This window comes from Rhodopseudomonas rhenobacensis (genome assembly GCF_014203125.1).
Classification (GTDB): domain Bacteria; phylum Pseudomonadota; class Alphaproteobacteria; order Rhizobiales; family Xanthobacteraceae; genus Rhodopseudomonas_A; species Rhodopseudomonas_A rhenobacensis.
This window is the reverse complement of sequence record NZ_JACHIH010000040.1, coordinates 16,365-40,820: the sequence shown is the minus strand read 5'-3', so window position 1 is coordinate 40,820 and position 24,456 is coordinate 16,365. Positions and strand designations below refer to the sequence as shown.

General features: G+C 64.7%; 21 protein-coding genes and 1 pseudogene. 2 read left to right on the top strand and 20 right to left on the bottom strand.

What is annotated here, in order from left to right; all coding sequences use genetic code 11:
* From HNR60_RS21680 to pcaB, 9 genes are all read right to left on the bottom strand, one after another.
* Window positions 1–215, bottom strand: a 215-nt coding sequence (locus tag HNR60_RS21680; protein ID WP_184262029.1) for a hypothetical protein, incomplete at its 3' end; no start/stop codon positions are given.
* 88 nt (window positions 216–303) lie between these two features.
* A complete protein-coding gene (gene pta, locus HNR60_RS21675; RefSeq protein WP_184262027.1) occupies window positions 304–2,445 on the bottom strand; it encodes a phosphate acetyltransferase in 2,142 nt (713 codons plus the stop codon).
* 52 nt (window positions 2,446–2,497) lie between these two features.
* Window positions 2,498–3,772, bottom strand: coding sequence for an acetate/propionate family kinase (locus tag HNR60_RS21670; protein ID WP_246433052.1), 1,275 nt, complete (start codon window positions 3,770–3,772; stop codon window positions 2,498–2,500).
* Between the two features lie 305 nt (window positions 3,773–4,077).
* Window positions 4,078–4,755 (bottom strand): 3-oxoacid CoA-transferase subunit B, encoded by a 678-nt coding sequence (locus HNR60_RS21665; protein WP_184262025.1) that lies wholly within the window; start codon window positions 4,753–4,755, stop codon window positions 4,078–4,080.
* Entirely contained in the window at window positions 4,742–5,419 is a 678-nt protein-coding gene (locus tag HNR60_RS21660; protein ID WP_430695023.1) for a 3-oxoacid CoA-transferase subunit A, read from the bottom strand. Before HNR60_RS21660 ends, HNR60_RS21665 begins: the two co-directional genes overlap by 14 nt.
* A complete protein-coding gene (locus tag HNR60_RS21655; RefSeq protein WP_184262021.1) occupies window positions 5,419–6,837 on the bottom strand; it encodes an MFS transporter in 1,419 nt (472 codons plus the stop codon). Before HNR60_RS21655 ends, HNR60_RS21660 begins: the two co-directional genes overlap by 1 nt.
* Before the next feature lie 57 nt (window positions 6,838–6,894).
* Entirely contained in the window at window positions 6,895–8,049 is a 1,155-nt protein-coding gene (locus tag HNR60_RS21650) for a thiolase (RefSeq protein WP_184262019.1), read from the bottom strand.
* Window positions 8,046–8,432, bottom strand: a complete 387-nt coding sequence (locus HNR60_RS21645) for a Zn-ribbon domain-containing OB-fold protein (RefSeq protein ID WP_184262017.1) — start codon at window positions 8,430–8,432, stop codon at window positions 8,046–8,048. Before HNR60_RS21645 ends, HNR60_RS21650 begins: the two co-directional genes overlap by 4 nt.
* The gene (gene pcaB / locus HNR60_RS21640) at window positions 8,432–9,799 is read right to left on the bottom strand and encodes a 3-carboxy-cis,cis-muconate cycloisomerase (protein ID WP_184262007.1); all 1,368 of its coding nucleotides are present in this window, start codon (window positions 9,797–9,799) and stop codon (window positions 8,432–8,434) included. The genes HNR60_RS21645 and pcaB overlap by 1 nt, the downstream gene beginning before the upstream one ends.
* Window positions 9,800–9,965: 166 nt before the next feature.
* Between pcaB and HNR60_RS21635 the strand changes: the two genes are divergently transcribed.
* The gene (locus HNR60_RS21635; RefSeq protein WP_184262005.1) at window positions 9,966–10,751 is read left to right on the top strand and encodes a GntR family transcriptional regulator; all 786 of its coding nucleotides are present in this window, start codon (window positions 9,966–9,968) and stop codon (window positions 10,749–10,751) included.
* 12 nt (window positions 10,752–10,763) lie between these two features.
* Here HNR60_RS21635 and HNR60_RS21630 read toward each other — a convergent pair.
* The 6 genes and pseudogenes from HNR60_RS21630 to HNR60_RS21605 all read right to left on the bottom strand — a co-directional run.
* Window positions 10,764–10,868 (bottom strand): annotated as a pseudogene (locus HNR60_RS21630) (L-serine ammonia-lyase, iron-sulfur-dependent, subunit alpha); the annotation flags it as partial.
* A 73-nt stretch (window positions 10,869–10,941) separates the two neighbouring features.
* Window positions 10,942–11,709: an ABC transporter ATP-binding protein gene (locus HNR60_RS21625; protein ID WP_184262003.1), complete on the bottom strand. Its 768-nt coding sequence runs from the start codon at window positions 11,707–11,709 to the stop codon at window positions 10,942–10,944.
* Between the two features lie 2 nt (window positions 11,710–11,711).
* The gene (locus HNR60_RS21620; RefSeq protein ID WP_430695022.1) at window positions 11,712–12,716 is read right to left on the bottom strand and encodes a FecCD family ABC transporter permease; all 1,005 of its coding nucleotides are present in this window, start codon (window positions 12,714–12,716) and stop codon (window positions 11,712–11,714) included.
* 86 nt (window positions 12,717–12,802) lie between these two features.
* Window positions 12,803–14,140 (bottom strand): ABC transporter substrate-binding protein, encoded by a 1,338-nt coding sequence (locus tag HNR60_RS21615; protein ID WP_246433051.1) that lies wholly within the window; start codon window positions 14,138–14,140, stop codon window positions 12,803–12,805.
* A 17-nt stretch (window positions 14,141–14,157) separates the two neighbouring features.
* The gene (locus tag HNR60_RS21610) at window positions 14,158–16,500 is read right to left on the bottom strand and encodes a TonB-dependent siderophore receptor (RefSeq protein ID WP_246433050.1); all 2,343 of its coding nucleotides are present in this window, start codon (window positions 16,498–16,500) and stop codon (window positions 14,158–14,160) included.
* A 191-nt stretch (window positions 16,501–16,691) separates the two neighbouring features.
* Window positions 16,692–17,555, bottom strand: a complete 864-nt coding sequence (locus tag HNR60_RS21605) for a helix-turn-helix transcriptional regulator (protein ID WP_184261999.1) — start codon at window positions 17,553–17,555, stop codon at window positions 16,692–16,694.
* 132 nt (window positions 17,556–17,687) lie between these two features.
* On the opposite strand from HNR60_RS21605, the gene HNR60_RS21600 reads away from it, so the two are divergent.
* Window positions 17,688–17,843 (top strand): hypothetical protein, encoded by a 156-nt coding sequence (locus HNR60_RS21600; RefSeq protein WP_184261997.1) that lies wholly within the window; start codon window positions 17,688–17,690, stop codon window positions 17,841–17,843.
* A gap of 89 nt (window positions 17,844–17,932) precedes the next feature.
* Here the strand turns inward: HNR60_RS21600 and HNR60_RS21595 are convergent, their stop codons facing one another.
* From HNR60_RS21595 to HNR60_RS21575, 5 genes are read right to left on the bottom strand one after another with little or no spacing between them, the layout of a single operon-like run.
* On the bottom strand, window positions 17,933–18,853 hold the full coding sequence (locus tag HNR60_RS21595; RefSeq protein ID WP_184261995.1) for an alpha/beta hydrolase: 921 nt from the start codon (window positions 18,851–18,853) through the stop codon (window positions 17,933–17,935).
* Window positions 18,846–19,607, bottom strand: coding sequence for a 2,3-dihydro-2,3-dihydroxybenzoate dehydrogenase (locus HNR60_RS21590; RefSeq protein WP_184261993.1), 762 nt, complete (start codon window positions 19,605–19,607; stop codon window positions 18,846–18,848). Before HNR60_RS21590 ends, HNR60_RS21595 begins: the two co-directional genes overlap by 8 nt.
* Window positions 19,604–23,554, bottom strand: a complete 3,951-nt coding sequence (locus HNR60_RS21585; RefSeq protein WP_246433049.1) for an amino acid adenylation domain-containing protein — start codon at window positions 23,552–23,554, stop codon at window positions 19,604–19,606. The genes HNR60_RS21590 and HNR60_RS21585 overlap by 4 nt, the downstream gene beginning before the upstream one ends.
* Entirely contained in the window at window positions 23,551–23,808 is a 258-nt protein-coding gene (locus tag HNR60_RS21580; protein WP_184261991.1) for a phosphopantetheine-binding protein, read from the bottom strand. Before HNR60_RS21580 ends, HNR60_RS21585 begins: the two co-directional genes overlap by 4 nt.
* On the bottom strand, window positions 23,805–24,455 hold the full coding sequence (locus HNR60_RS21575; RefSeq protein ID WP_184261989.1) for an isochorismatase family protein: 651 nt from the start codon (window positions 24,453–24,455) through the stop codon (window positions 23,805–23,807). The genes HNR60_RS21580 and HNR60_RS21575 overlap by 4 nt, the downstream gene beginning before the upstream one ends.
* Between the last annotated feature and the right edge of the window lies 1 nt (window position 24,456).

The following is a 24,456-nucleotide window of genomic DNA, read 5'->3' as shown; positions in this document are numbered from 1 at the left end:
AACAGATCCTTCAGCTTGGTCCACAGCGCCTGGGTGCGCGCCGTCGCCGGCACCAGGAACGCCGCATCGCCGATCCACGGCGTCACGTTCTTCTGAATGAAATCACGAACGTCGATCTCGCGGGTCCAGTTGCCGTCTTCAAAATCGCGCCAGGGATCGCTCGGGATCTCGTTGAACGTCGCTACGCCGATCGGATTTTGTACTTGGATGTTCATGATGTGACCTCGCTGGATGAAATCTCGGGAAATTCTTGCCTCGCCGTCGCGGACGCCGCAGGCCTTCGTCGAAGATGTCTGGTGTGCTTTACTCCGCAGCCTGTGCGACGACCGCCGGACGGGTGCTGGCGTCGCGCGCCTCCGCCTGGATCGCGGTCAGCGCGATGGTGTAGACGATGTCGTCGACCAGCGCGCCGCGCGACAGGTCGTTGACCGGCTTGCGCAGACCCTGCAGCATCGGGCCGACCGAGATGACGTTGGCCGAGCGCTGCACCGCCTTGTAGGTGGTGTTGCCGGTGTTGAGGTCGGGGAAGATGAAGACGTTGGCGCGGCCGTCGAGCGGGCCGCCCGGCGCCTTCTGCCGGCCGACGCTTTCCACGGTGGCGGCGTCGTATTGGATCGGGCCGTCGACGATGAGATCCGGGCGCAGCGCGCGGACCTTGTCGGTGGCGCGGCGCACCTTGTCGACGTCCTCGCCGGCGCCGGACGCGCCGGTCGAGTAGGAGATCATCGCCACCCGCGGCTCGATGCCGAAAGCCGCCGCCGAGTCGGCCGACTGGATCGCGATCTCGGCGAGTTCATCGGCGGTCGGATCGGGGTTGATCGCGCAATCGCCGTAGACCAGCACCTGATCCGGCATCAGCATGAAGAACACGCTGGAGACGATGCTCGATCCCGGTGCGGTCTTGATCAGCTGCAGCGCCGGACGCACCGTGGAGGCGGTGGTGTGAATGGCGCCGGACACCAACCCGTCGACCTCGTTCTGCGCCAACATCATGGTGCCGAGTACGACGGAGTCTTCCAGGGCAATTTCCGCCTGCAGCTTGGTGAGGCCCTTCGACTTGCGCAGCTCGACCAGCGGGTCGACGTAGCGGGCGCGTTGCTGCTCGGCATCGACGATCTCGACGTCGTCCGGCAGGTCGATGCCGTGGGCCGCGGCCACTTCGCGGATGCGGTCCGGCGCGCCAAGCAGGATGCAACGGGCGATGCGCTTCTCGGCGCAGATCGCCGCGGCACGGATGGTGCGCGGCTCTTCGCCTTCGGGCAGCACGATGCGGCGGGCGGCGGCGCGGGCGCGCGCGACGAGGCGATGCCGGAACACCGGCGGCGGCATCAAGGGATCGACCGGCAGGTTGAGACGATGCACCAGCGGCCGCGGATCGACCTTGTCGGCGATGAAGCTGATCACCCGCTCCATGCGGTCGCCGTCGGTGCGGCTGACATGGGCCGACAGGTTGGCGAGCTTCGACGCCGTGGTGAACGTATCATCCTCGGTGCTGAGCAGCGCCAGGCGATCGAGCGGCGCGGCGGCCAACACCGCCGCCACTTCGGGCGCCGGACGCCCGCCGCAGGTGAACACGAAGCCGGCGAGCGGCATGCCGCGTTGCGCAACCAGCGCGGTGGCGAGGATGGCGTCGCTGCGATCGGCCGGCGTCACCACCAGCGTGCCGGGGCGCAACTGGCCGAGCAGCTTCTCCGGCGAGCGCGCGGCAATCAGCAGCCCCTGCACGCGCCGCTCGATGTCGCCGTGATTGAGGATGCTCATGCCGAGATCGTCGGCGATGTCGATCATCCGCGGCGCCAGCAGATGTGGCGCATTCGGCACCGCGGCGAGGATCGGCACCGGCGTCGCCGAGCCCTTCAAAGTGAGGCTGCCGAGTTCGGTCAAGGCCGAGGCGGCCGCGGCGTCGGCGCAGCGGTTGATCAGGAGGCCCGCGATCGGCCGGCGGCCGTCGTCGCCATATTGCTCCGCCGCGGCGGCGGCTTTCGCAGCCAACGTGGCCGGACTATGCGCGCCGCCGGCCAGCACCGGAATGAGGTCGGCGCCGAGCGATCGGATGATCTCGATGTTGAGCCGCGTCGCGATCTGGAAATCGACGTCGGGAATGAGCCCCTCGACGATGACGACGTCGCAATCGGCGCGAACGGTTTCGACCATCGACACCACTTCTTCCATCAGCCCGCCGAGCTGACCGGAGCGCACCATCTCGGCGGCGTGGTCGAACGCCAGCGGATCCGGCGCGGCGGCGCCGCACAAGTTGCGGGCGAAATGCGCCGCGAGATCGAGATCGCCGGGATGCGCCTCGGGCTGCGCGATCGGCTTGACCACGCCGACCCGCACGCCGGAGAGCTGCAGCGACCTGACCAGCCCCAGCATCACGGAGGTCAGTCCGGCGTCGCGGGACACCGGAACGAGGTAGAAGGTGCGATGGCGGGAGAGCGTGTTCATGGCAGTGGTCCGGTAATCGATCGACGGGGCACGAGGGTCGGGCGCCTGACGATCAGGCGAAGTGGAGTTCGCGGGGCTGCGCCGCAACGCTGGTCGAGGGCGAGATGCCGACGATGCTGGCGGCGTCGTTGGCGATCAGGCCTTCTTCGTCGGTGGGAATGACGGCCGCGGTCGGTCGCCGGCTGCGGCTGATGCGGCCGGCGCGCCCGCCGAACATCCGATCATTGGCTTCGCGGTTCAGCGTGAAGCCGAACACCCGCAGGCTCTCGATGGTCTTGGCGCGGATCAGCGCCGAGTTCTCGCCGATGCCGCCGGTGAAGATCAGCGCGTCGAAATTGTCGAGCGAAGCCGCAAGCCCGCCGATGTGCCGCGCCAGCCGGTGCACGAAGACGTCGATGGCGAGGATGGCGCCGGCGTGGCCGGATTTCGCCGCCTGCTCCAGCGTGCGGCAGTCGCTGGACAATTCGGAAATGCCGAGCAGACCGCTTTGTTTGTTCAGCATGGCGTCGACGTCGTCGAGGCTCAGCCTTGCGGTGCGGGCGATATGCGCCACCGCGCCGAAGTCGATGTCGCCGGAGCGCGTGCCCATCACCAGGCCTTCGATCGGGGTCATGCCCATCGTGGTGTCGACGCTCTCGCCATTGCTGACCGCGGTGGCCGAGGCGCCGTTGCCGAGATGCGCGATAACGATGCCGTGGTCCTGCGGATCGAGCCGCAGCAGGTCGACGGCCTGGCGCGCGACGTAGCGATGCGAGGTGCCGTGGAAGCCGTAACGCCGCACGCCGTAATCGCGATAAAGGTGCTGCGGGATCGCGTAAGTATAGGCCGCGCACGGCATGGTCTGGTGGAACGCGGTGTCGAACACCACCACCTGGGGAACCGACGGCAGGCCCTGCATGCAGGCGCGGATGCCGAGCAGATTGGCCGGCCCGTGCAGCGGCGCCAGCGCCGAGACCGCCTCGATGTCGGCGAGCACTTCCGGCGTCACCAAGGCAGAGGCGGTGAAGCGCTCGCCGCCGTGGACGACGCGGTGGCCGACCACGGCGATGCGGGTGAGCAGGCTCTGTTCGTCGAGATAGCGCAGGATCGCCGCCATCGCGACGTCATGGGCGCCGCCGTGCAGCGCGTTCGTGGTCTTGCCGTCGGCGGCCTTGATGACTAGCCGGGCCTCCGGAAGCCCGAGGCATTCGGCGAGGCCGGTCACCAGCGCGCTGCCACCGAATGCCGGGATCACCGCGAATTTGATCGACGACGACCCGCAATTGATCACCAGAACGAGCTCGGACGCGTAGGACGTGCGGTCCATCTCGCTGATGACGAATGGCATGGCGGGGATCATGGCTGCGCTCTCCTCTTGAAGATGCAGCGACCCTAACGCACGGATTTACCGCCCGGACGGCGATCCCGGTGAGCGGCAGCATGCGGCCCCGAGCGGCGTTCCTCCGGCGCTGAGCGGCGGGTGGAACCGGGTGCAACCGCTGCCTCAATTGTGGCAGACGCGTTGATGCCAGCAGGAGTGGAACGACGCGGCCGACTCGCGCGAGTGCGCAGACGAATTCGTGCAGGCCGGCACCGGCACAACCCGCGCCGGCGTCAGGCCCGCAGTCTTGGTATTTGACTTAAACGTCGCGGTCAGTGCTCGGTCAGCACCGCGACATCGTCGGCATAGAGCAGCGGCGCGTCGGTCGCCGCCTGCAATTCCTCGCGCGACAGCCCCTCGGCGATGCCGCGGACCACGAAGCCGCGCGCGGGGTCGACATCGATGATCGCCATGTCGGTGTAGATGTTGGTGACGACGCCGAGGCCGGTCAGCGGATAACTACACGCCTTCATCAATTTCGGCGCGCCGCCGCGGGCCAGATGCTCCATCACCACGACGACGCGGCGCGAGCCGGCCACCAGATCCATCGCGCCGCCGATGCCGGGAATGTCGTCTTTGGCGCCGGTCGACCAGCTGGCGATGTCGCCGTTCATCGCCACCTGAAACGCGCCCAAAATGGTGGCGTCGAGATGGCCGCCGCGCATCATCGCAAACGACAGCGACTGATCGACGATCGAGGCGCCGAGGATCAGCTGCACGTGCTGCTTGCTGGCGTTGATCAGATCCTCGTCGCCGGGAAGCCCGGGCTGCAGGCCTTCGAGGCCGAGGATGCCGTTCTCGCTGTGCAGCACCACTTCCTTCTTGGGGTCGAGATATTTCGGCACCAGCGTCGGGATGCCGAGGCCGATATTGATGTAGCTGCCGGCGGCGATGTCCTGCGCGGTCAGCTGAGCGACGCGATCGCGGCTCAGTTTCTTAGCTGCGGCCATTTTGGGCATCCTTCCGTACGACGCGACTGACGAAGATTCCCGGCGTCACCACCGCTTCCGGCGCGATGCTGCCGAGCGGCACGATGTCGTCGACCTGGGCGATCGTGGTCTTGGCGGCCATGCACATCACCGGGCCGAAGCCGCGCGCCGCGAGTCGATAGGTGAGATTGCCCCAGCGGTCGGCGTGATAGGCCTTCACCAGCGCGAAGTCGGCCGCGAGCGGCTGCTCCAGCACGTAGCCCTTGCCGTCGACCACGCGCTGCTCCTTGCCGTCGGCGATGGTGGTGCCGTAGCCGGTCGGGGTGAAGAACGGCCCGAGCCCCGCCCCTGCCGCGCGCATCCGCTCCAGCAAGGTGCCCTGCGGCACCAACTCCAACTCAATACGCCCGGCGCGGTACAGTTCGGTAAACACCACCGAGCCCGACGATTTCGGATAGGAGCAGACGATCTTGCGCACCCGCCCAAGTTCGAGCAGCCGCGCCAGACCGACGCGCTCGGTGCCGGCGTTGTTGCTGATGATGGTGAGATCGGACGCGCCCTGTTCGATCAGCGCGTCGATCAGTTCGCGCGGCAGGCCGGAGTCGCCGAACCCGGTTATCATCACCGAGGACCCGTCGGTGATCGGCGCCACCGCTTCCGACAACGACGAAGCTATCTTGTTGATCATGTCGCGGCCTCGGACGCAGGTTTTGCTCGCGGGGGGAAATGCTCGATGCGGGATTCCACGTGGCTGCGTTCGGCCGGTGCGTGACCGATATAGCGTTCGCGCAGCAGCCGTGCCGGCAGGCCGATCAGCATGATCACTGTACCAAGCACCATGCCCAGCGCAATGATGTAGAAGCCCAGCGCGAAATCGCCGGTGGCCTGCTGGGTCCAGCCGATGATGTTCGGCGCGGTGAGACCGCCGCATTGGCCGATGCTGCTGATCAGCGCGATGCTGCCGGCCGACGCCTTCTTCGACAGATAGGCGGTCGGGATCGACCAGAACAGCGCGACCGAGCCGAGATAACCGACCGAGAGGATCGCCAACAGGCCGATCGCCAGCTTCCAGTTCTGCGCCACCGAGGGCAGCGCCGCGATCGCCGCCGCCGCGAGGAAGACGCAGCACGCATAGTGCCAGCGCCGCTCCAGCTTCAGGTCGGAATGCCGGTTGATCAGCACCATGCCGAGCGCGCCGGCCGCATAGGGAATCGCGGAGAGCAAACCGACCATCAGCGTATCGGAGACGCCGGAGTTGCGGATGATGGTCGGCGAGAAGTAGTTGATCACCGAGCCGCACCACGCCACGGTGAACCAGGCGATCGCCGCAGCGTACAACCTTGGATCGCGGATCGCGGTCCAGAACGTGCCGTGCTTGCTACTTTCGCGCGACGCCGCCTCGATCGCCAGATTGCCGACGACGAAGCGCTTCTCCTCGGCGTTCAGCCATTTGGCCTGCTCCGGGCCGTCGTCGAGATAGAAGTAAGCCATGATGCCGACCAGCACCGGCGGGATGCCTTCGATCAGAAACAGCCACTGCCAGCCCTTGAGCCCGCCGAAATCCGCCATCTGGCTCATGATCAGCCCGGACACCGGGCCGCCGATCACGCCAGAGACCGCGATCGCCAGCACGAACATCGCCATGATCCGGCCGCGCATCGCCGAGGGAAACCACAGCGTCAGATAGAACACCACGCCGGGAAAGAACCCGGCCTCGGCGATGCCGAGCAATGCGCGCACCACATAGAACTGCGTCGCCGAGGTGACGAACATCGTCGACATCGAGACCAGTCCCCACAGCACCATGATGCGCATCATGGTGCGGCGGGCGCCGATCCGCTGCATCAACAGATTGCTCGGGATCTCGAACAGGATGTAGCCGACGAAGAAGATGCCGACGCCGAAGCCATAGGCCGCGGCGCTGATGCCGAGATCCTGGCGGAACTGCAGGCTGGCGAAGCTGATATTGACGCGGTCGATGTAGTTCAACACGTAGCAGGCGAACAGGAAGGGAATCAGGCGCAGCGTGATCTTGCGATAGACGTGTCCTGCCGCGTCAGACGCCGGCGCATCCGTCGGCCCTGATTGTTTGATGGTCTCCATGTCCGCTCCCTTTTGTTGGTGTTGTTCTTGGTATTCGTCAGTGTGGCGCGACGCTCGCTACAGCGTCGCCGGGGCGCCGAAGATCGCGGTGCATTGACTGGACAATACCCCGCCATTGCCGTGCGCCAGCGCGATGTCGTGCTTGCCGATCTGCCGCGCGCCGCATTCGCCGCGCAGCTGCCGGATGCATTCGATCATCGCCAACAGCCCGTACATGCCGGGATGGCAATAGGACAGGCCGCCGCCATTGGTGTTGACGGCGAGGCGTCCGCCCGGCGCGATGCCGCCGTCCTGCACGAAGGCGCCGCCCTCGCCCTTGGCGCAAAAGCCGAGATCCTCGAGAAACAGGATCGGCGTGATGGTGAAGGCGTCGTACAGCAGCGCGACGTCGATGTCGGCGGGCCCGACGCCGGCCGCGGCGTAGGCGCGCGGTCCGGACACCGAAGCGGCCGTGGTGGTGAGGTCGGCCATGCCGGAGATCGAGCCGTGACCGATCGCCTCGCCGGTGCCGAGCACATGGATCGGCAATTTGCGCGCGTCGCGCGCGCGGGCTGCGGAGGTCACGATCATCGCGCCGCCGCCGTCGAGCACCAGGCAGCAGTCGCGCACGGTGAGCGGATCGGACAGCATGCGCGAGGCCAGCACCTGCTCGCGGCTGAGCGGCTCTTTCTCCCAGGCCTTCGGATTGAGCAGCGCCCATTGCCGCGCCGCGACCGCGACGTCGGCGAGCTGCTCGCGCGTGGTGCCGAATTGATACATATGCCGCGCCGCGGCCAGCGCGTAGGCGCTCGCCGGCATCAGGGGCCGAAACGGCGCCTCGTAGGGATTGATATCGGTCGGCGAGGCGGCGCTGCGCGACACCGAGCGCTGCGTGCTGCCATAGGCGATCAGCGCCACGTCGCACAGCCCGAGTTCGATCGCCGCCACCGCATGCGCGAGATGCGACATGAACGACGAGCCGCCGATCTGGGTGCCGTCCACATAGCGGGGATTGAGTCCGAGATACTCGCAGAGCATCATCGGTCCGAACCGCACCTGGGCGCTGGCGGCAAACACCGCGTCGACGTCGCTGAGCGCAAGGCCGCAGTCGTCGAGCGCGCGCATCGTCGCCTGCGCCATCAGATCGACCGGCGTCATATGCGGCCCGACGATGCCGAGATCGGATTCGGCGACGCCGATCACGGCGGCGTGGCCACGGGTCATCGCCGTCATGATGTCTGCTCCGGTTCGAGCGCATCGAACACCGGCAGCGGTTTGCCATCCGCGTCCTGGGTGATCCGGACGCGGACCCGCATGCCGATCTTCACCGCGGCGGCATCGATGCCCTCGACGCGGCTCATCAGCCGAAAGCCCTCGTCGACTTCGATCAACGACACGTTATAGGCAGGCTCGCCCTTGGGATGCAGCGTGGTCACCGAATAGACCGTGCCGAGCCCGGCGGAGACCTGCCATTGCAGATCGGTCGCGCCGGAGTGCGGCGCCACCAGCCGCGGGAAGAACACCGCGCTGCCGTCCGGCGCGCGCTGAAACGCCAGTTCGCCGCGCGCCAGATGCGCGAGATAGGTTTCCAGCGGTGCGGTTGCGGGCGCCGACATCAGCGTTGCCCCGCCTGGCCGGCCGGCAACAGCCTCAGCATGCGATCGACCATCTGCGGCGCCAGGCCGAGATAGTTCGCCGGATCGCAATGATGACGGATCGCCTCGGCGCCGCCGAGTGCATCGACGATCTTCGGCACGTCGATCAGCACGTCGGCCAGCGTCCGCTTTTCGGTCACCGCGACGCGGCAGGCGTCGTAGACCACGTCGTGCGCGACCTGGCGGCCGAGCTTCGGCGCCGCCGCCATCATCACCGCTTCGGCGACGATCAGGCCGCCGCTCATCGCGAGGTTGTGGCGCATCCGCTCGGCATCGACGATCAACCCGGCCAGCATGTACTTGGCCTGCGCCAGCGCGCCGCCGGTCAGGATAAAGCTCTCCGGGATGGCGATCCATTCGACGTGCCAGGGGCCGGTGGCGCGCTCCAGATCCTGCACCATGCCGTCGAGCATCAATGCGACGTGCTGGCGCACGGTCTTCGCCGCGGCGAGCATCAGTTCGGAGGAAATCGGGTTGCGCTTCTGCGGCATGGTCGAGGAGGCGCCGCGCCCCTTGACGAACGGCTCCGCAACTTCGGCGAATTCGGTCGCCATCAGCAGCATGACGTCGGTGCCGATCTTGCCGAGGCTGCCGGTGACGAGGCCGAGGAACGCCACCACTTCGGCGAGGCCGTCGCGCGCCACGTGCCAGGTCGCGGACGGCTGCGCCAGCTCCAGCCGCTCGCACAGCGCGGCCTGAACTTTAAGCCCGTCGGCGCCGAGCGAAGCCAGCGTGCCGGCGGCGCCGGCGAATTGCCCGAGCAGCACCCGCGGGCGCATCTGCTCCAGCCGCTCGATGTGACGCTCGATCATCGACAGCCAGACCGCGACCTTGTAGCCGAAGGTGATCGGCAGCGCCTGCTGCAGATGGGTACGGCCGGCCATCGGGGTGTCGCGGTGCTTTGCGGCCAGTGCCGCCAGAATATCGCGCAGCGCCACGAGATCGGCGCCGACCAGATCGAGCGCGGCGCGCACCTGCAGCACGGTCGCGGTGTCCATGATGTCCTGGGTGGTGGCGCCCCAATGCACGAAGCCGCCGGCTTCGCCCGCCGCTTCCGACAATTGGTGGACGATCGCCAGAATCGGATAGCCGGTGATCTCGGTCTGCTCGCGCAGCCGGACGAAATCGATGGCCATGCTGGCGGCGGCCGCGCCGATCGCCTCGGCGGCCTCGGCCGGGATTACTCCGGTCGCTGCCTCGGCGCGGGCCAGAGCCACCTCGACCTCGAGATAGCAGCGCGCCAATGACTGGTCGGAGAACACATCGCGCATCTCGGCGGTGCCGAACATATCCCGGAAAATCAGCGAGTCGGTGACGGTACTCGGCATTGAGCGCTCTCGATCCTACCCTGGTATGGCGCTCAGCGCGCCTATTGGTTCGTACCTATTCTCAAACAAAAACATATGTCAACATAGGTTCGAACTTATTCTTGGCCTTTGCGCGGGCTTTGCGTAGGGTGAAGAAAGAGCAACCATCCGCCACAGGAGCAGGACTGTGCGTACGCGCTGGGCCATCGTCGCAAAATTGCTGGCGCAGCGGATTGCCGGCGGCGAATATCCGCTTGGCACCGTGATGCCGAACGAGGTCGATCTCGCCGAACAGCTCGGCGTCAGCCGCTCGACGGTGCGGGCGGCGCTCGGCGAATTGCAGCAGGCCGGCATGATCTCGCGGCGGCGCAATGCCGGCACCCGGGTGGAATCGGTGCAGCCGCTGCGCGGTCCCGGCAGCTACAACCAGAACCTGGCGACGCTCGAAGATGTCGCGCAATACGGCGCGCAGACCAACCGTCAGGTGCAGGAGATCGCCACCGAGGTGGCCGACGCCAAGCTGTCGGCCTTGCTGGATTGCCCGCCCGGGCAATCCTGGCTGCGGGTGTCCAGCCTGCGCTCCTCGCCGATCGCGTCCTCGCCGCCGCTGTGCTGGACCGACGTCTACGTCGCGCCGATGTTCGCGCCGATCGTGCGCGAGCGCGTCGCCGACTATCCCGGGCTGATCAGCACGCTGATCGAGGATTTCGCCGGCCACCCCACCGCGGAAATCCACCAGACCATCACGGCGATCGGCGTGCCGAAGCGGCTGGTCGACCCGCTGCAGGTCAAGCCCGGCGCCCATGCGCTGGAAATCACAAGGCGCTATCTCGACGCGCGCGACCGGGTGTTCATCGTCAGCCGCAGCATCCATCCGGCCGACCGGTTCTCCTACGACAGCCGCTTGAAGCGGCAATCCGCGCCGAGCGGGGTCTATGCGCCGAGCGTTCCGCCGAAGCGGCTCGCCGGCTGAGCGCGCCGATGCCTAGCAATCGACGACGTTGACGGCGAGCCCGCCGAGGCTGGTCTCCTTGTACTTGGTGCGCATGTCGCGCCCGGTCTCGCGCATCGTCTCGATCACGGCGTCGAGCGCCGAAACGGTATATTGCCGTGCGACCCCGCACGACGCCCTCCCCTGTTTGAGAAAGACGGCCCACAGCACATCATTCGACCTGAATGTGAACGCCGCCACGCGCAGTGTGCTCGACGACGGCGTCGATACCATAGACCTGCCTTAGTATCGGCGTCGTGATCACATCACGGGGGTGGCCATGCGCGAAAAGCCGCCCCCCGCTCAAGACCGTCACCGTATCGGCCCATGATGCGGCGGCCTGGAGATCGTGCAGCACCATGATCACGATCGTGCCCTTGCGCGCCTCTTCACGCACATTGCCTATCACCTGCTGCTGATAGCGTAGATCGAGCGCGCTGGTCGGCTCGTCCAGCAGCAGCAGCCGGGGCTGCCGCACCAGCGCCTGCGCGAGGCTGGCTAACTGACGCTGGCCGCCGGAAAGCGTGTCGAACGGCTGAAGCGCGAGATACAGGATATTCAGGCGATCCAGCGTTTCGAGCGCGCGCTGCTGCGCATCGACACGCGTCTCCTCCGTATCCATCGGCGAAGCGCGCAGGGCCGCGATGACGGTCTCGACGACCGTGAGCGACAGCCGCTGCGGCGCGAACTGCGGCATGAAGGCGACCTTGCGCGCCCGCTCGCCGGTCGGAGCATCCAGCAGGTTTAAACCATCCAGCCGCACGCCGCCGCTGGCCGGCAACAGCCCCGCGAGCACACGCAGAAGCGTGGTCTTGCCCGCGCCGTTCGGCCCGACCATTGCGGTGATACACCCCTGCTCGATCGGCGGCAGCGACAAGCCCGTCAGCACCTCGCGCCCGCGATACCCTGCCCGCACATTTTCGATGTCGAGGCCGGCCATGGTCAGACCGTCCGGCGCCGACTGAAGATCAGCGAGAAGAATACGGGCAGCCCGACCATCGCAGTTACCACCCCGATCGGAAGCAGTACCCCGGGAATGATCGTCTTGGAGGCGACCGAGGCCAGCGACATGATGGCCGCTCCGGTCAAGGCGCTGGCGGGCAACAGAAGCCGGTGATCTTCACCGATCGCGAGCCGTGCGATGTGCGGGCCAGCAAGCCCGACGAAGCCGATCGTGCCGACGAAGGCGATCGCGGTCGAGGTCATCAGGCTGACGCGCAGGAGCGCCACGAGGCGTAGCCGCGTGATATCGATGCCAAGGCTGCGCGCGCGGTCTTCGCCGAGCCGCAGCGCCATCATAGGCCAGGCCGCGCGCCAGGCGAACGGCCAGGCGAGGAGGAGCGCGACGGCGAGCACGCCCACCTTGTCCCAGCTCGCGCGCGACAGGCTGCCCATGGTCCAGAACACGAGTTGCTGAAGCGCCTGCTGACTCGCCAGAAACTGCGTCAGAGCGACCAGCGCGTTGAAGGTGAAGAACAGTGCGATGCCGCAGAGCACAAGGATGTCCGTCCCCGAGCCGCGCCAGCGCACCACCAATTGCAACACCAGGACGACGATGGTCGCGAACACGAAGGCGTTGGCCGAGATCAGCCAGGCCTGCGGCACGCCGGGAATGCCGACACCGAGCACGATCGCCAGCGCCGCGCCGAATGAAGCCGACGATGACACGCCCAGGGTGAAGGGACTTGCGAGCGGATTATCGAGGATCGTCTGCATCTCGGCGCCTGCAGTCGCGAGCGCCAGCCCGACCAGGACGGCCAGGATTGCCTGCGGCAGGCGAACTTCCCAGAGGATCGCGGCCTCCGACGCGGTGAGCGAGTCCGGTCGAAGGATGCCACCGAGCGCACCGGCAAGCCCGAGCCGCGACGGGCCGGTGCTGAGATCGGCAACGAAAGCCGCGAGCGCAACCAGCGCCAATAGCGCAAGCCAGGCGAACCGGCGCCGCATCAGCACGCGATACGCGGCTGCCGTTTTCGCCTGCAGGTCGGGCGATGTGTCGCCCTGCCCCAGACCGAGATGCGGAGAAACGGCACTCATTTCTGATCGATCCAGTACACGCCTTGCAACGGTACGGCGAGGAAGCGGGCATTGAGTTCCGCAATCGTCGCATCCGGGTCAATATCGCACGCGGCTTGCGGGTCAATCCACCGCGCCAGTGCTTCGGCCGCGACGATGTTGAGCGGCGTCGCGATGATGTTGTGGAACAGGCCGTGGACGCGGCCGCTGCGCACGGCGTTGAGGCCGGCGAAGCCCGGCCGCGCCACCACCGCGGCAAGCCGGTCGCGAATGGTTGCGGCCTCGAAGCCGGGGCCGATGACAAGCCCGCCCGATGCCCTCAGGTGCGCACCGCCCGTGCCGATATAGACGTCGGGATTGGCCGAAATGACGTATTCAGGGCTGAGCTGCGCCGTCGGACCAGACGCGACGGAGGCCGAGATGCTGTCGCCGCCGGCAAAGGCGACGAAGCGGCCGATATTGCCGGCGCCCGGGGCGTGGCAGCAATCGGTGACGCCGGCATGGGCCTCGAGCAACACGCGTGGACGCGGCCCGGCGGCGCGCGCGACATGCTCCGCGATGCGCTTCATGTGCTGTTCGTAGAATTCGGCAAATTCATTGGCCCGCGCGTCCCGCCCGATCACCCGGCCAATAATGCGCACGCTCGCCACCGTATGCTCGAATGGCGCGACAAAGAAGTCGGTGAACACAACCGGAATGCCGGCGGCTTCGAGCTGCCGCGCCAAATCGTTGGCGCGCCCGCCAGGCGCAAAGCTGACGCCAAGCACGGCGACGTCGGGCTTGATCTCGATGGCGCGCTCGACAGGGAATGTGCCTTCACTGCTGATTCCGAGCACCGGGACCTGGTCGATCTCCGGGAATTTCTGGCGGTATTGCGCGTAGCTCTCGCTGTCGTTCCGGCGGAATTCGCCAAGCCACGCCGCCATGAAATCGACCGGCTTCGGATCGAGCAGCGAGAGTGCGATGATCTGGCGCCCCTCCGCGAGCAGCACGCGCTTTGCCAGACGCGGAAGCGTGACCGTCCGTCCGGTGATATCGGTGACGACGACCGGCTCGTCCGCCGCTGCTGCCGGCCTCGGCGCGAATGCGAGGAACGCGGTTGCAAGCACGCTAAGGGCGATGGTCACAAAACGGCGCATGATCTCACTTCGGCGGTAGCGCAAATCGCAGCGCGAGGCTGAGGGCGGATGGAACGACACAGGCATGATTCTCATCCCCAAACATCCGGAACGACACGTCGAGCGATGCGTCAGCGATCCGCGTAAGCGCGGCGGCCGGACAAGGATTCGAGAGTCTTGTCCGACCGTCGAGCGCATGTCGTGCACCGAAGCACCGGGCAGCTTGGCGTCGGTCATGGGCTGTTCGCTATTCCCTACCACTGGTATCGGATCGTCCCCATGGTTGAGCGGCCATTGCCATAGAAGCACTGGATCGCGGAGGCACAGGCCGACACATAGGTCTTGTCGAACAGGTTGGTGACGTTCAACGCCAGCTTCCAGCCCTTCAACTGCGGCGACAAGCCGTTGAGGTCGTAGTGCAGCATGGCGTCGGCAAGGATATAGGCCGGCACGATCATCGCCGTGGAGTTGATGTTGTCGCCGAAAGATTCACCGACGTAGCGGACGCCGCCGCCGAAGCCGAAGCCCATCATCTGACCGCTCTGGATGGTGTAGTCAGCCCACAATGAGGCGGTGTTGGCGGGCGCGCCGACCGGCACCTTGCCCTGGATCGAGATGCCACTGACCACCTGCGTGCTCTTGGTGATCTCGATCTCGTTGTGGGCAACCGCCGCGATGACGTCGAAGCCGGGGATCGGCGTCAGCTTGGCGCTGAGCTCGACGCCTTTGGAACGCACCTGTCCCTGCTGGATCTGGCAGTTGATGCCGGACTGGGTGCAGGCCGGATAGGCGGCGTAGAGATGCGCCGTATCCATGGTCAGCACGTTGTTCTGCGTGATGTCGTAAAGCGACAGCATGACGAAGCCGTCGAAGCCGTTGGGCTGATATTTGACACCGACCTCAAACTGCTCGCCGGTCGTCGGCACGAAGGCTGTGCCGGTGTAGTCCGTGCCGATGGTCGGCTCGAACGAGGTCGCATAGCTGACGTAGGGCGCGAGGCCGTTGTCGAACAGGTAGGTCAGGCCGGTGCGCCAGGTCGTCGCGGAATCGGAGGGGTGGCTGCGGTTGGTATAGACGCCGGTCGCGATCGTGCGTGTATCCGAGGTCGCATTGGCCCAATCATTGCGGACGCCGATCACGGCGGCGAGCTTGCCGAGCCGAATCTGATCCTGGAGATAGACGCCGGTCTGATCACGCTCCTGGATCGTCTGTGTCGTCAAAGCCGGCCCGGCGATCGTGCCATAGCTCGGATTGAGATAGTTGACATAGGTGGTGGCGCCGTTGCCGAAGGTAGCATCCGACGAACTCTTCTGGAAATCGACGCCAGCCAGCACGGTGTGCTGGAGCCAGCCGGTGGCGAACTTCGCTTCGGCCTGGTTGTCGATGGTGGCGGCCTGAAGGTTCTCAATGTAGTGCGTACTCTGACGGCCGATGCAAACATTGGCCGTGGTGCCCGCACCGCAAGTCGAACCCGCGCCGAAGCCGGTCACCGAGAGCGCCTTTATTTCGCTCGATAGGTTCATATAGCGGAAGTTCTGGCGGACCGTCCACGTCTCGTCGAGATGATGCTCGAACTCGTAGGCAATGGAGTCCTGCGTGCGGCTGTAGCTGTTGTAGTTCGGATGGCCCGCGAAGAAATTGCGCGGAATTTGTCCGTTGGCGTTGACCCGGAGCGTGCCGAGCGCCGGCAGCCAGTTCGGCTGGTAGGTCGAGGGATCGCGGCTGTGCACCGCGCGCACGGTGAAGGTCGTGTCGGCCGTCGGCCGCCACGTAATCATCGGCGCGATGAACTCGCGCTCGGTGCTGGTGTAGTTGACCTCGGTGTCGGCCTTGCGTCCGAGCCCGATCAGCCGATAGAGCAATTGCCCGTCCTGGGTGATGGGACCGCTGACGTCAAAGCCGCCTTCGATGCGGTTGTGATCGCCGACGCGGGCAAACACCTCGCCCTGCGGCGTCGCCGACGGTCTCTTGCTGATCAAATTGACCATCCCGCCGAGATTGTTCTGGCCGTAGAGCACCGAAGCCGGGCCGCGCAGGATCTCGACCCGCTCCAGAAGATACGGATCGACCGACGGCATCGCAAAGTTGATGCCGCGCGGCAACCGCAGGCCATCCCAAAAATGCAGATAGTTGGCGTTCGCGCCGAAGCCGCCGAAGCCGCGGATGAACACGTTGTCAAAGCGGTCACCGACGCGGGTCTCCGAGATGACACCTGGTTCGTAACGCAGGGCCTCGGCGATCGAGCGGGCGCCCTGGGACGTCATCTGCTCACGGGTCACAACCGTGATCGACTGCGGCGTCTCCATTATCGAGCTGTCGGTCTTCGATCCGGTGCCGGTGCGATGGGCGACTATGCCCCGTACCGGTCCGCCTGCCGTCTCCTTCGGTACAACCGATGCCGCGACCTGCTTCGGCTGGCTAATGGCGGCTGCGCGCTGCGCGGGCGACGTGGCGCGCACCGGACGGCGCGGAGCCCGCGGTGCGGGACTCTCGACCACGATCAGCGGGAGGCTTGCCCCATTCGTCGATTGCGCGTGAGCGACATGAAGAGCCCCGGGCCACTGGTCTGCGATAACCAGCACCGAGGTGTAGAGCATCCACTTTCCGCGAGAAAATGTCATCATCCCCATCTTCCAAAAAATCCGCCGCCGCACCCCGCGCCGCGCTGCATCCGGTGTTGCACGATGGGTAAACTGGACCTAGGGGCGGACTTTCGCTCGCCGGACTCTCGCTTTCGCTCGACGTTAGGAGACCTAAAAACTGGCAGAGGATGTGGCTGGTCCTGCCGTCAACGCAGGCTGCTCGGCGAGACGCCGAAGCGCTTGCGGAAGATGGTGGTGAAATGGGAGGCGCCATAACCGACGTGGAAGGCTGCTTCCGACACGCTCATTTCGTCGGTCGAGATCAGCTTGTAAGCCTGCTCCAGCCGGTATTCCTGGAGGAAGCCGAACACGCTCGCGCCATAGACCTGGCGGAAGCCGGACGAGAGCTTCCGCACATTGAGGCCGACCTGCTGCGCCAGCGAGTCGAGGCTTGGCGCGTCGCGCATGGAGGCCACCAGCAGTTCGCGCGCCTTGCGGATCCGCTCAATATCGCGCGCCGCGAGCCGGCCGTCGGCGTCGCTTGCCTGGGTCGTGCAGGAGGAGATCGCGAGCGCCACGAGCTGCATCGCTTTGCCGCAAAGATAGAGCTCGCGCTCGGGGCCACGGATCGGACAGTTCGTGATCTGCGACACCAGCACCTGCAGCGCGCGGTTGGCCGGACAGGAAGCAAGCTGCGCACCGCTATGGCTTGCGCCTCCAATCGCGGCAAACGACCGATCGAGCGCATCCGTCAGTTCAGCGCCGAGCACGCCCTCGTTCATCTGCACAATTAGATAGCGGATCGGCACATGGGCCGCGAAGACCTGGTCTCGGTCAGCATCCGCCGAGCTGCGGATCAGCAGCACGATCGGCCCGCGCACCTCGCGCCCGCGGCCGCCGCCGACGCTGATCTGCAAATGGCCGCTCAAGAGAACAACGGTCTTGATGCCCGCAGGCAGGGCCGTATTGACCCGCTTGGGCTGATCGAAGCGGTTGATTCCAACGGCCATGACGAAACCGCCCGACATCATGATTACCCGCTCGTTCAGATCCACTCCCTCGGTGGTCATCGGTCCCGTCACAATTCTCCCGTTCTCAAGACCACCGCATCGCAAGTCCACGATGGCGAACCTCCAACATCAGGCACAGGTTCAACTTAGACTCCTCCTCGGCAGAGGGCTATGATCGAGCGATCAGATTGAATGTTTTCTAAATTCGCTCAGGATGATCAGCTCAAGCCCGCAACGCCAGAACCGATCCTGCCATGGATACTTAGCGCCGCGAGCAGTGCCACCTCCTCGCTCATCACGACCGAAATGTTGCGTGATATCCATGAGATCGACGAGATCGACGCTTAGATCGTGACATACTCTCGTCGTCCCCCGTTTGTCAGTGTCGACGGGGCGATCTGATCGGATGCGGACGCCGACCTTGCAAATATCGGCTTTCAAGGAGCAAAAGCGGCTCCGGCGAAACGGAGAGCATGACAGAGCATTGCTGTGACGATGGTCGAATGATCATCGTTCTCGCCGAGTTCAAACCGCACATCCGCCTGCGCGCCGAACGCCGCACTGACCTCACCTGAAATTTCGCGCGCATTGTCGATCATGCGGCGAGCTTTGCGGATATCATGATACTGGTTGCCGAATTTTTCCATCACCTGCCAGGGCGCAAGTTCCTGCTCCCAGCGGCCGACCGCCGTAAAGAGGCGGATCGGCCGCGTGATGGCGTTTGCTGACGCCAACGCCCGCGATAAGCCCTTTCTGTCCCACCAGACCGAGGGGCTGAAGCTGATATAGCCGTTGAACATGTCCGGCCGCTGCGACAGCAGGTCCAGCACGAAATAGCCGGCGAGAGAGTGTCCCAGAAGAATGCGACGGTCCGGGTCGGCGTTGAACCGCGACTGGACATGCGGTAGCAACTGATTTCCCAGAAGGCGGAGGTAGGCGGCCTGGCCGCCGCAGCCACCTGCCTTGTCCGGAAATACGCTCGCATCCGCGGGCCCGCGCGTGAAGTCCAGATGGCGGCGATCGGCATTGTATCCATTCGTATTGGGATAGCCTATGCCGACGACAATCGCCGGAACGATGCCGGTCGCCATTGGACGCCGAGAGACCCGCCGCACGGTCTCCGCGACGGTGATGAAATCCGAATTGCCGTCCAGCACATAGATAACCGGAAAGCCGCCAACGGGCGGCTCTATTTCCGGGACATAGACGAATATCTCGTAATGCAGCCCCGTTTCTGACGAGCGCAATGCAAATCTTGAGCAACCCGGCATGACGAGCGATTCAGCTACCGACATGCCCGCCAGGTCGTTGCTCGTTGCCGCGCTCCCTCGGGTCTCTCTCACGGCTTTCTCAGGCATGGAGCGTTGCACCTCCGTCGACATAGATATCGGTCATCGTGATATGCCCTGCTTTCTCCGATAGGAGGAACAGGATCGAATTGGCGATATCCTCCGGCGTCGCAAGCTTGCGAAGCGGAATGCCGGTCTTGAAATTCTCGAGGGAGCCCTCGATCACCCGCTCTCCACCGCACTCGTCGCTCCACATGCCCGTCTGCATCGGCGTCAGCGTCGATCCGGGAGCTACGATATTGCAGCGAATGCCATACTCGGCCAGTTCCAGACCAAGGCAACGGGTGAACATGGTCGCAGCCGCTTTCGACGCCGCATAGGCTGCCATATTCTTGCGCGGAATACCCGCGGCATTGGAGCTCACCGTGACGAGACTGCCCTTGCGACGCGGCGCCATACGGCGGGCAAGCGCTCGGGAAACATGGAACACCCCGGCCACGTTGACAGCAAAGACTCGTTCCCATTCCGCGTCGCTCGTTTCCACGACCGCGGTCGTGGAAAGCACGCCAGCAACATTGACGCCGAAGTCGATGCCACCGCATTGCGCGGCCATCTCTCCGATAACGCGTTCCACGTCGGCGCCTTGCGTCACGTCGAGCGAGTGAGCGAAGAGATTGTCGCAGGCAAGTTCAACCAGCGCAGCCGTCGAAGTATCGGTGGCAAAGACTGTCGCGCCCTCCCGCAACAGCGCCTTGACTACCGCAAGCCCGATCCCGCCGGCTGCGCCCGTCAAGAACGCCGTCTTGCCTTCGAACTCGCTCACGGTTTATCTCCCTCTGCTCTTCCCATCTCGTGCTCCAAAAGCGCTGCCTTCAGCGCAGGCGCGACATGGAGCACGGCTTCAGAGCCAGTCATGTGTGCGTGAACGAGAGGGACATCCCGGATATCGAGTGATCCGACGTAGGGAATCCAGCTTTCCGGCCGAAGGTCTGTCCGGTCGTCGGCTTGATCTCCGGCCGCCCGAAAGTGTAACACTGGACCATCGTAGCGGCTATGGCGATGCCCACGCACCAGGCGATTGTTGAGGGCCACGACCCGGACCATGCCATCGAGCGCCGCGCCGGGCAGCCAACCGAGCGGACTTTCGCTTTCCGCAAGAAAAGTCATAACCGCCTCGCGCGTCAGCGCCAGTTCCGGCAGTCCGTCGGGATCGTGGCCGCCGATCGCAAGCAGTGCCTTCAATTCGGCACCCGGCCCGGGATCCGGCTCATCGCGCCAGCAATCACAGGGATAGGCGTCCAGCATGGCAACAACGCCGACCTTCTGCCCCATCTCTACCAAATGCACCGCGATCGCTTGCGCAAGGATACCACCGATCGACCAGCCGACGACGTGAATCATCTGTCGGTCTGAGATGAACGCGATGCGGCGCGCATAGTCGCGCGCCATATCATCAAGGCTTTCCGGCGCTTGCTCATCAGGACTGAGTGCCAGAGCCTGAACACCCCAGGCGGGCCTGTCGGCACCGAGCGCGCGGGCTAGTCCGTTGTAGCACCAGCAAAGCCCGCCGGCCGGATGGAGCATGAAGACCGGCGCCCTGCCCCGCTCCGCCGCGTTCAGCTTGACCAGCGGCTGCAGTCCCGCGCCCTCGCTCGTTGACCCTCGATCCAGATATTTGGCGAGCTTGCCGATGGTGGAATGCTCGAAGAGCACGCCGATGCCCGGTTCATGACCGGTCGTTTCACGCAGATACAGCATCAGCTCCACCGCCAGGAGCGAATGCCCGCCGAGATCAAAGAAATCATCATCCACCTGAAAGGGCCCCTCAGCCTGCAAGACCCGCTCGAACAGCATGGCAACGAGCTTTTCATTTTCCGTGGCAGGCGCGTGGCCGCGACCGCCGGCGAAGACAGGTGCCGGCAGTAGCCTGCGATCGAGCTTGCCGTTGCTGCTCACCGGCAGCGCGTGGAGCATGACGATTGCCGAGGGCATCATGTAGTCCGGTAGAAAGCGTCTGGCGTGGGCAAGAATGACATCCTCGGCTCCATTGTCCACCTCGCCACTTTCCAGGGTAGCATAGGCAACTATGCGTTGTTCTCCCGCTTGGTCCTCCCACAGGACAACCACCGCCTGTGTCACCACCGGATGAGACAGGATTGCCGCTTTAATTTCGCCGAGTTCGATGCGCAGGCCGCGCAATTTGATCTGATGATCGGAGCGTCCGAGATAGAGGACCGCGCCATCAGCGCGAACACGCGCGAGGTCGCCGGTGCGATACATCCGCTCTCCGGGATGGAAGGGATCAGCGACGAAGTGTTTCGCTGTCAGCTCTTTCTGGCCGAGATATTCGCGCGCCAGTTGAACTCCGGCAAGATAGAGATGCCCCTCGACGCCGACCGGCACAGGTCTCAGATGGTCGTCAAGCACGTAAAGGCGTGTGTTCCAGACCGGGTAGCCGATAGGGACCGGGCGCGAGGAATCGCCTGCGACGGCCGGCCAATAGCTGACGTCGACCGCGGCTTCGGTCGGACCATAGAGATTGTGGAGTTCCGCCGTCATTCGCTCAAGAAAGCGATCGCGCAAATCGGCCGTGAGCTCCTCACCGCTGCAGAACACCCGCTTCATCGCGAGACCGCGCGAACCGGGTTCCGCCAGAAAGGCCGACAACATCGAGGGCACGAAATGGATCGTCGTGATCCTCTCGTCGCGGATGATCTGCGCTATGGCCTTCGGGTCCTTGTGCGCATCGGGCGGGGCAATCACGAGGATTCCGCCAGAAAGGAAGGCAAGGAAGAATTCCCAAACGGAAACGTCGAACGTCATCGGGGTCTTTTGCAGGATGACATCGTCACAGCTGAAGTCGTAATGCTGCCGCATCCATTCGAGCCGGTTAACGATCGCCGTGTGCTCGATAACGACGCCCTTCGGCTCGCCAGTGGAGCCAGACGTATAGATCACATAGGCCGCACTCTCGCCGGTTGTCTGCCCAAGAGTGCGACCTTGCGGCTTGGTCGGCCAGGCAGGCGGCGAAAACATCTCGATCGTACCGAGTGGCTCGCTGTCCTCGGCACCAAGAACGAGAGTCGGGCGCGACGACGCCAGGATTCTGTCCAGCCGCTCCCGCGGATGGCCAAGATCGAGCGGCATATAGGCCGCACCCGCGCGCAGAATCGCGATCAGCGCCACGACAAGATCGAGCGAGCGCGGCAGCGTCACGGCCACGATCGCATTACGTCCGGCCCCGCGCTCGACAAGCGCCTCTGCCAACGCCGCGGTATGGCGATCAAGTTCGGCGTAGGTGAGAGATCTGCCACCGAAGCGTAGCGCCGACCTGTCGGCATAGGAAACGAAGCTGTCCTCAAGTAACTGCGACAGCGTCCTGTCCGTGACCGGATGCGCGGTATCGTTCAGACCCTCGAGCAGCCAACGACGTTCCTCTTCCGTGACCGTCGCAACCTCGCACAATGACCGGCCCGCAAGAGCCGCCTCGACGGCCCTGCCGACGAAATTGGCAAGCCGCTTGGCGTGGCTCTCGGTCTCGCCTGCCTCATAGAGAAGGGGATTGGTATCAACTTCAAGGCTGAGACACCGGACCGCCGGGTCGCCGCGAAAGGTGAAGTTGATGTCGTCAACCGGCCCTGTTCCCAAAGTGGTAAGTCTCGTTTCCAGTCCAGCAAGCCGTGGGAGCGCATCGAAGGGCAAAATGTTGACAAGAGGACCGAAGAGCCGTCGTTGGCCCCCAATGAGTCCAAGGTCGCGACGCATCTGTTCGCTGCGATGGCGTCCGTGGCGGCGATCTCGCGCCATTCGACCGGCTGCCTTCGCGAGCCATTGGACAAGCTCTCCCTCCTCGTCGATGTCGAGGCACAGCGGCAATATGTTCATCAATATCGTCGGAACACGAGCCGCCGGCGAGCCGAAACGCCCCATGAAGGGCACGCCGATCGTGATTTCATTGCGTCTGACATGGCGCGCGAAATAAGCTCCGGCCAGCGCGGTCAGAAGATCGGCCCAGGACAGTTGCGTCGTGCGCGCAAGGCGCAGCAGGCTGTCGCAAATATCCGGTGCAAGCATTCTTTCGACGTGGTCGTAGGATGATGCGGAGCGCGCCAGCCCCGCCTTCAGACCTGTCACCTCCGGCATATCGCGCAAGGCTTCCTGCCAATAGTTTGTATCCCGCCCGGCTCGTTCCGATCCGCGATACGTCTTCTCTTCGTCAATGGCGACATCGAGAGCGGTCAGTTCGGTGCCTGTCGGTCCGCCGGCGACCGTGGCGTTGTAGATCTCCGCAATGCGCTGGGTAACGAGACCTGTCGCGAACCCGTCCGTCACCACATGGTGCATGCGTTGATACCAGATGTAACGTTCTGCGCCGAGGCGAAAGAGCACCTGCCGCGCAAGTGGCCCGCTTGCCAGATCGAGGGGGCTGTTCATATCCGTTTGCATGGCCGTCAGGGCATCGGCCTTCGGATCGTTCCGAAGCGTCATATCTTCCACCTGAAGCAGCGGTCGATTGCGCTCCTCGACGATCTGCACATCCTTGCTGGTGATGCGAACGGACACGCCATCGGCCTCCATCGCGAGCTGCCGAACCGCAGCCTCGAATACCGCGACGTCGAGCGGTCCGTGGATTTCGACATATTGCCCAGTATTGAAGACGGGATTGGCCGGATCGATGTTCTGTGCGAACCAGATACCGGACTGCGCCTGCGTCAAGGGAAGCTCGCGCACCGGCTGGTGAGGGGCGGCCCTCAGGCTTTGCGCCATCATGATCGTGCCTCCACGACCCCGTTCACGCGCCGTTTGACGAGTTGCCACCAACCGGCGAGCGTCGGACACGTCGCCATTTGGGAGAAATCCAGATCCACCCCCCGTTCCTGCCAAATCAGCATCAAGTTCATGGCACGCATCGAGTCGAGTCCGAGGTCCATCAGATTGTCATCGTCACCGATCTCCGAAGAGTCGATATGGATCATGGCGGCGACGTCGTCGCGCATGAGGTCGAGGCTGAGCGGCTTCGTCATGCTTCCGCCCTCACATCCAGCCCGCGGATGAGCGTCTCGACCGACAAGGGAATTCCACAGGTCGCGGCGACATAGCTCAAGGCCATATCATGCTGCTCACGCGAAAAATCGGCCATCGCATCGGCGATGAAGAACGGCTCGATGTCCCGCTGGAATGCGTCGCCTGCTGTCATTAGGCAACCGATGTGCGCGTAGATCCCGCTGATGACGATTTGGTCGCGGCCGCGTACCCGCATAAGATGAGCAAGATTGCTCATCTGAAAAGCACTGTAGCGATGCTTGACGACTACGATATCGTCCGCCGCCGGGCTCAGCAGATCGATGATGGGCTGGTGTTCCGGCACGGTAGTCATGCCCGGTCCCCAAAGATCGGCTTGCAGTCCCCGGTCGCGGCGATCCTGGTTACCGTTCTGCGCTGTGTAGAAGACCGGCATTCCCGCCGTCACCGCCGCGGCTTTCAGGCGGACGATATTGGCAATGACCGGAGTAATCGGCGAAGCGTCTTGCTCGAACGCACGGACGAAGTAGTTTTGCATGTCATGAATCAACAGCGCGGCCCGATTGGGGTCTAAGGCCCATTTGGCGCGCGCGGGCGGAATCTGCGCGACGAACGGAAGCTCGTAGCTCGCTATTCTTGGCAGCCTCATA

Excerpts from the sequence above, each read along its gene's own strand:
- pta (WP_184262027.1), bottom strand. The coding sequence starts at position 2,445 with ATGAACACGCTCTCCCGCCATCGCACCTTCTACCTCGTTCCGGTGTCC.
- HNR60_RS21670 (WP_246433052.1), bottom strand. The coding sequence starts at position 3,772 with ATGCCATTCGTCATCAGCGAGATGGACCGCACGTCCTACGCGTCCGAG.
- HNR60_RS21665 (WP_184262025.1), bottom strand. The coding sequence starts at position 4,755 with ATGGCCGCAGCTAAGAAACTGAGCCGCGATCGCGTCGCTCAGCTGACC.
- HNR60_RS21655 (WP_184262021.1), bottom strand. The coding sequence starts at position 6,837 with ATGGAGACCATCAAACAATCAGGGCCGACGGATGCGCCGGCGTCTGAC.
- HNR60_RS21650 (WP_184262019.1), bottom strand. The coding sequence starts at position 8,049 with ATGACGGCGATGACCCGTGGCCACGCCGCCGTGATCGGCGTCGCCGAA.
- HNR60_RS21645 (WP_184262017.1), bottom strand. The coding sequence starts at position 8,432 with ATGTCGGCGCCCGCAACCGCACCGCTGGAAACCTATCTCGCGCATCTG.
- pcaB (WP_184262007.1), bottom strand. The coding sequence starts at position 9,799 with ATGCCGAGTACCGTCACCGACTCGCTGATTTTCCGGGATATGTTCGGC.
- HNR60_RS21625 (WP_184262003.1), bottom strand. The coding sequence starts at position 11,709 with ATGGCCGGCCTCGACATCGAAAATGTGCGGGCAGGGTATCGCGGGCGC.
- HNR60_RS21620 (WP_430695022.1), bottom strand. The coding sequence starts at position 12,716 with ATGCGGCGCCGGTTCGCCTGGCTTGCGCTATTGGCGCTGGTTGCGCTC.
- HNR60_RS21615 (WP_246433051.1), bottom strand. The coding sequence starts at position 14,140 with ATGACCGACGCCAAGCTGCCCGGTGCTTCGGTGCACGACATGCGCTCG.
- HNR60_RS21610 (WP_246433050.1), bottom strand. The coding sequence starts at position 16,500 with ATGCTCTACACCTCGGTGCTGGTTATCGCAGACCAGTGGCCCGGGGCT.
- HNR60_RS21605 (WP_184261999.1), bottom strand. The coding sequence starts at position 17,555 with ATGACCACCGAGGGAGTGGATCTGAACGAGCGGGTAATCATGATGTCG.
- HNR60_RS21600 (WP_184261997.1), top strand. The coding sequence starts at position 17,688 with ATGTTTTCTAAATTCGCTCAGGATGATCAGCTCAAGCCCGCAACGCCA.
- HNR60_RS21595 (WP_184261995.1), bottom strand. The coding sequence starts at position 18,853 with ATGCCTGAGAAAGCCGTGAGAGAGACCCGAGGGAGCGCGGCAACGAGC.
- HNR60_RS21585 (WP_246433049.1), bottom strand. The coding sequence starts at position 23,554 with ATGATGGCGCAAAGCCTGAGGGCCGCCCCTCACCAGCCGGTGCGCGAG.
- HNR60_RS21580 (WP_184261991.1), bottom strand. The coding sequence starts at position 23,808 with ATGACGAAGCCGCTCAGCCTCGACCTCATGCGCGACGACGTCGCCGCC.
- HNR60_RS21575 (WP_184261989.1), bottom strand. The coding sequence starts at position 24,455 with ATGAGGCTGCCAAGAATAGCGAGCTACGAGCTTCCGTTCGTCGCGCAG.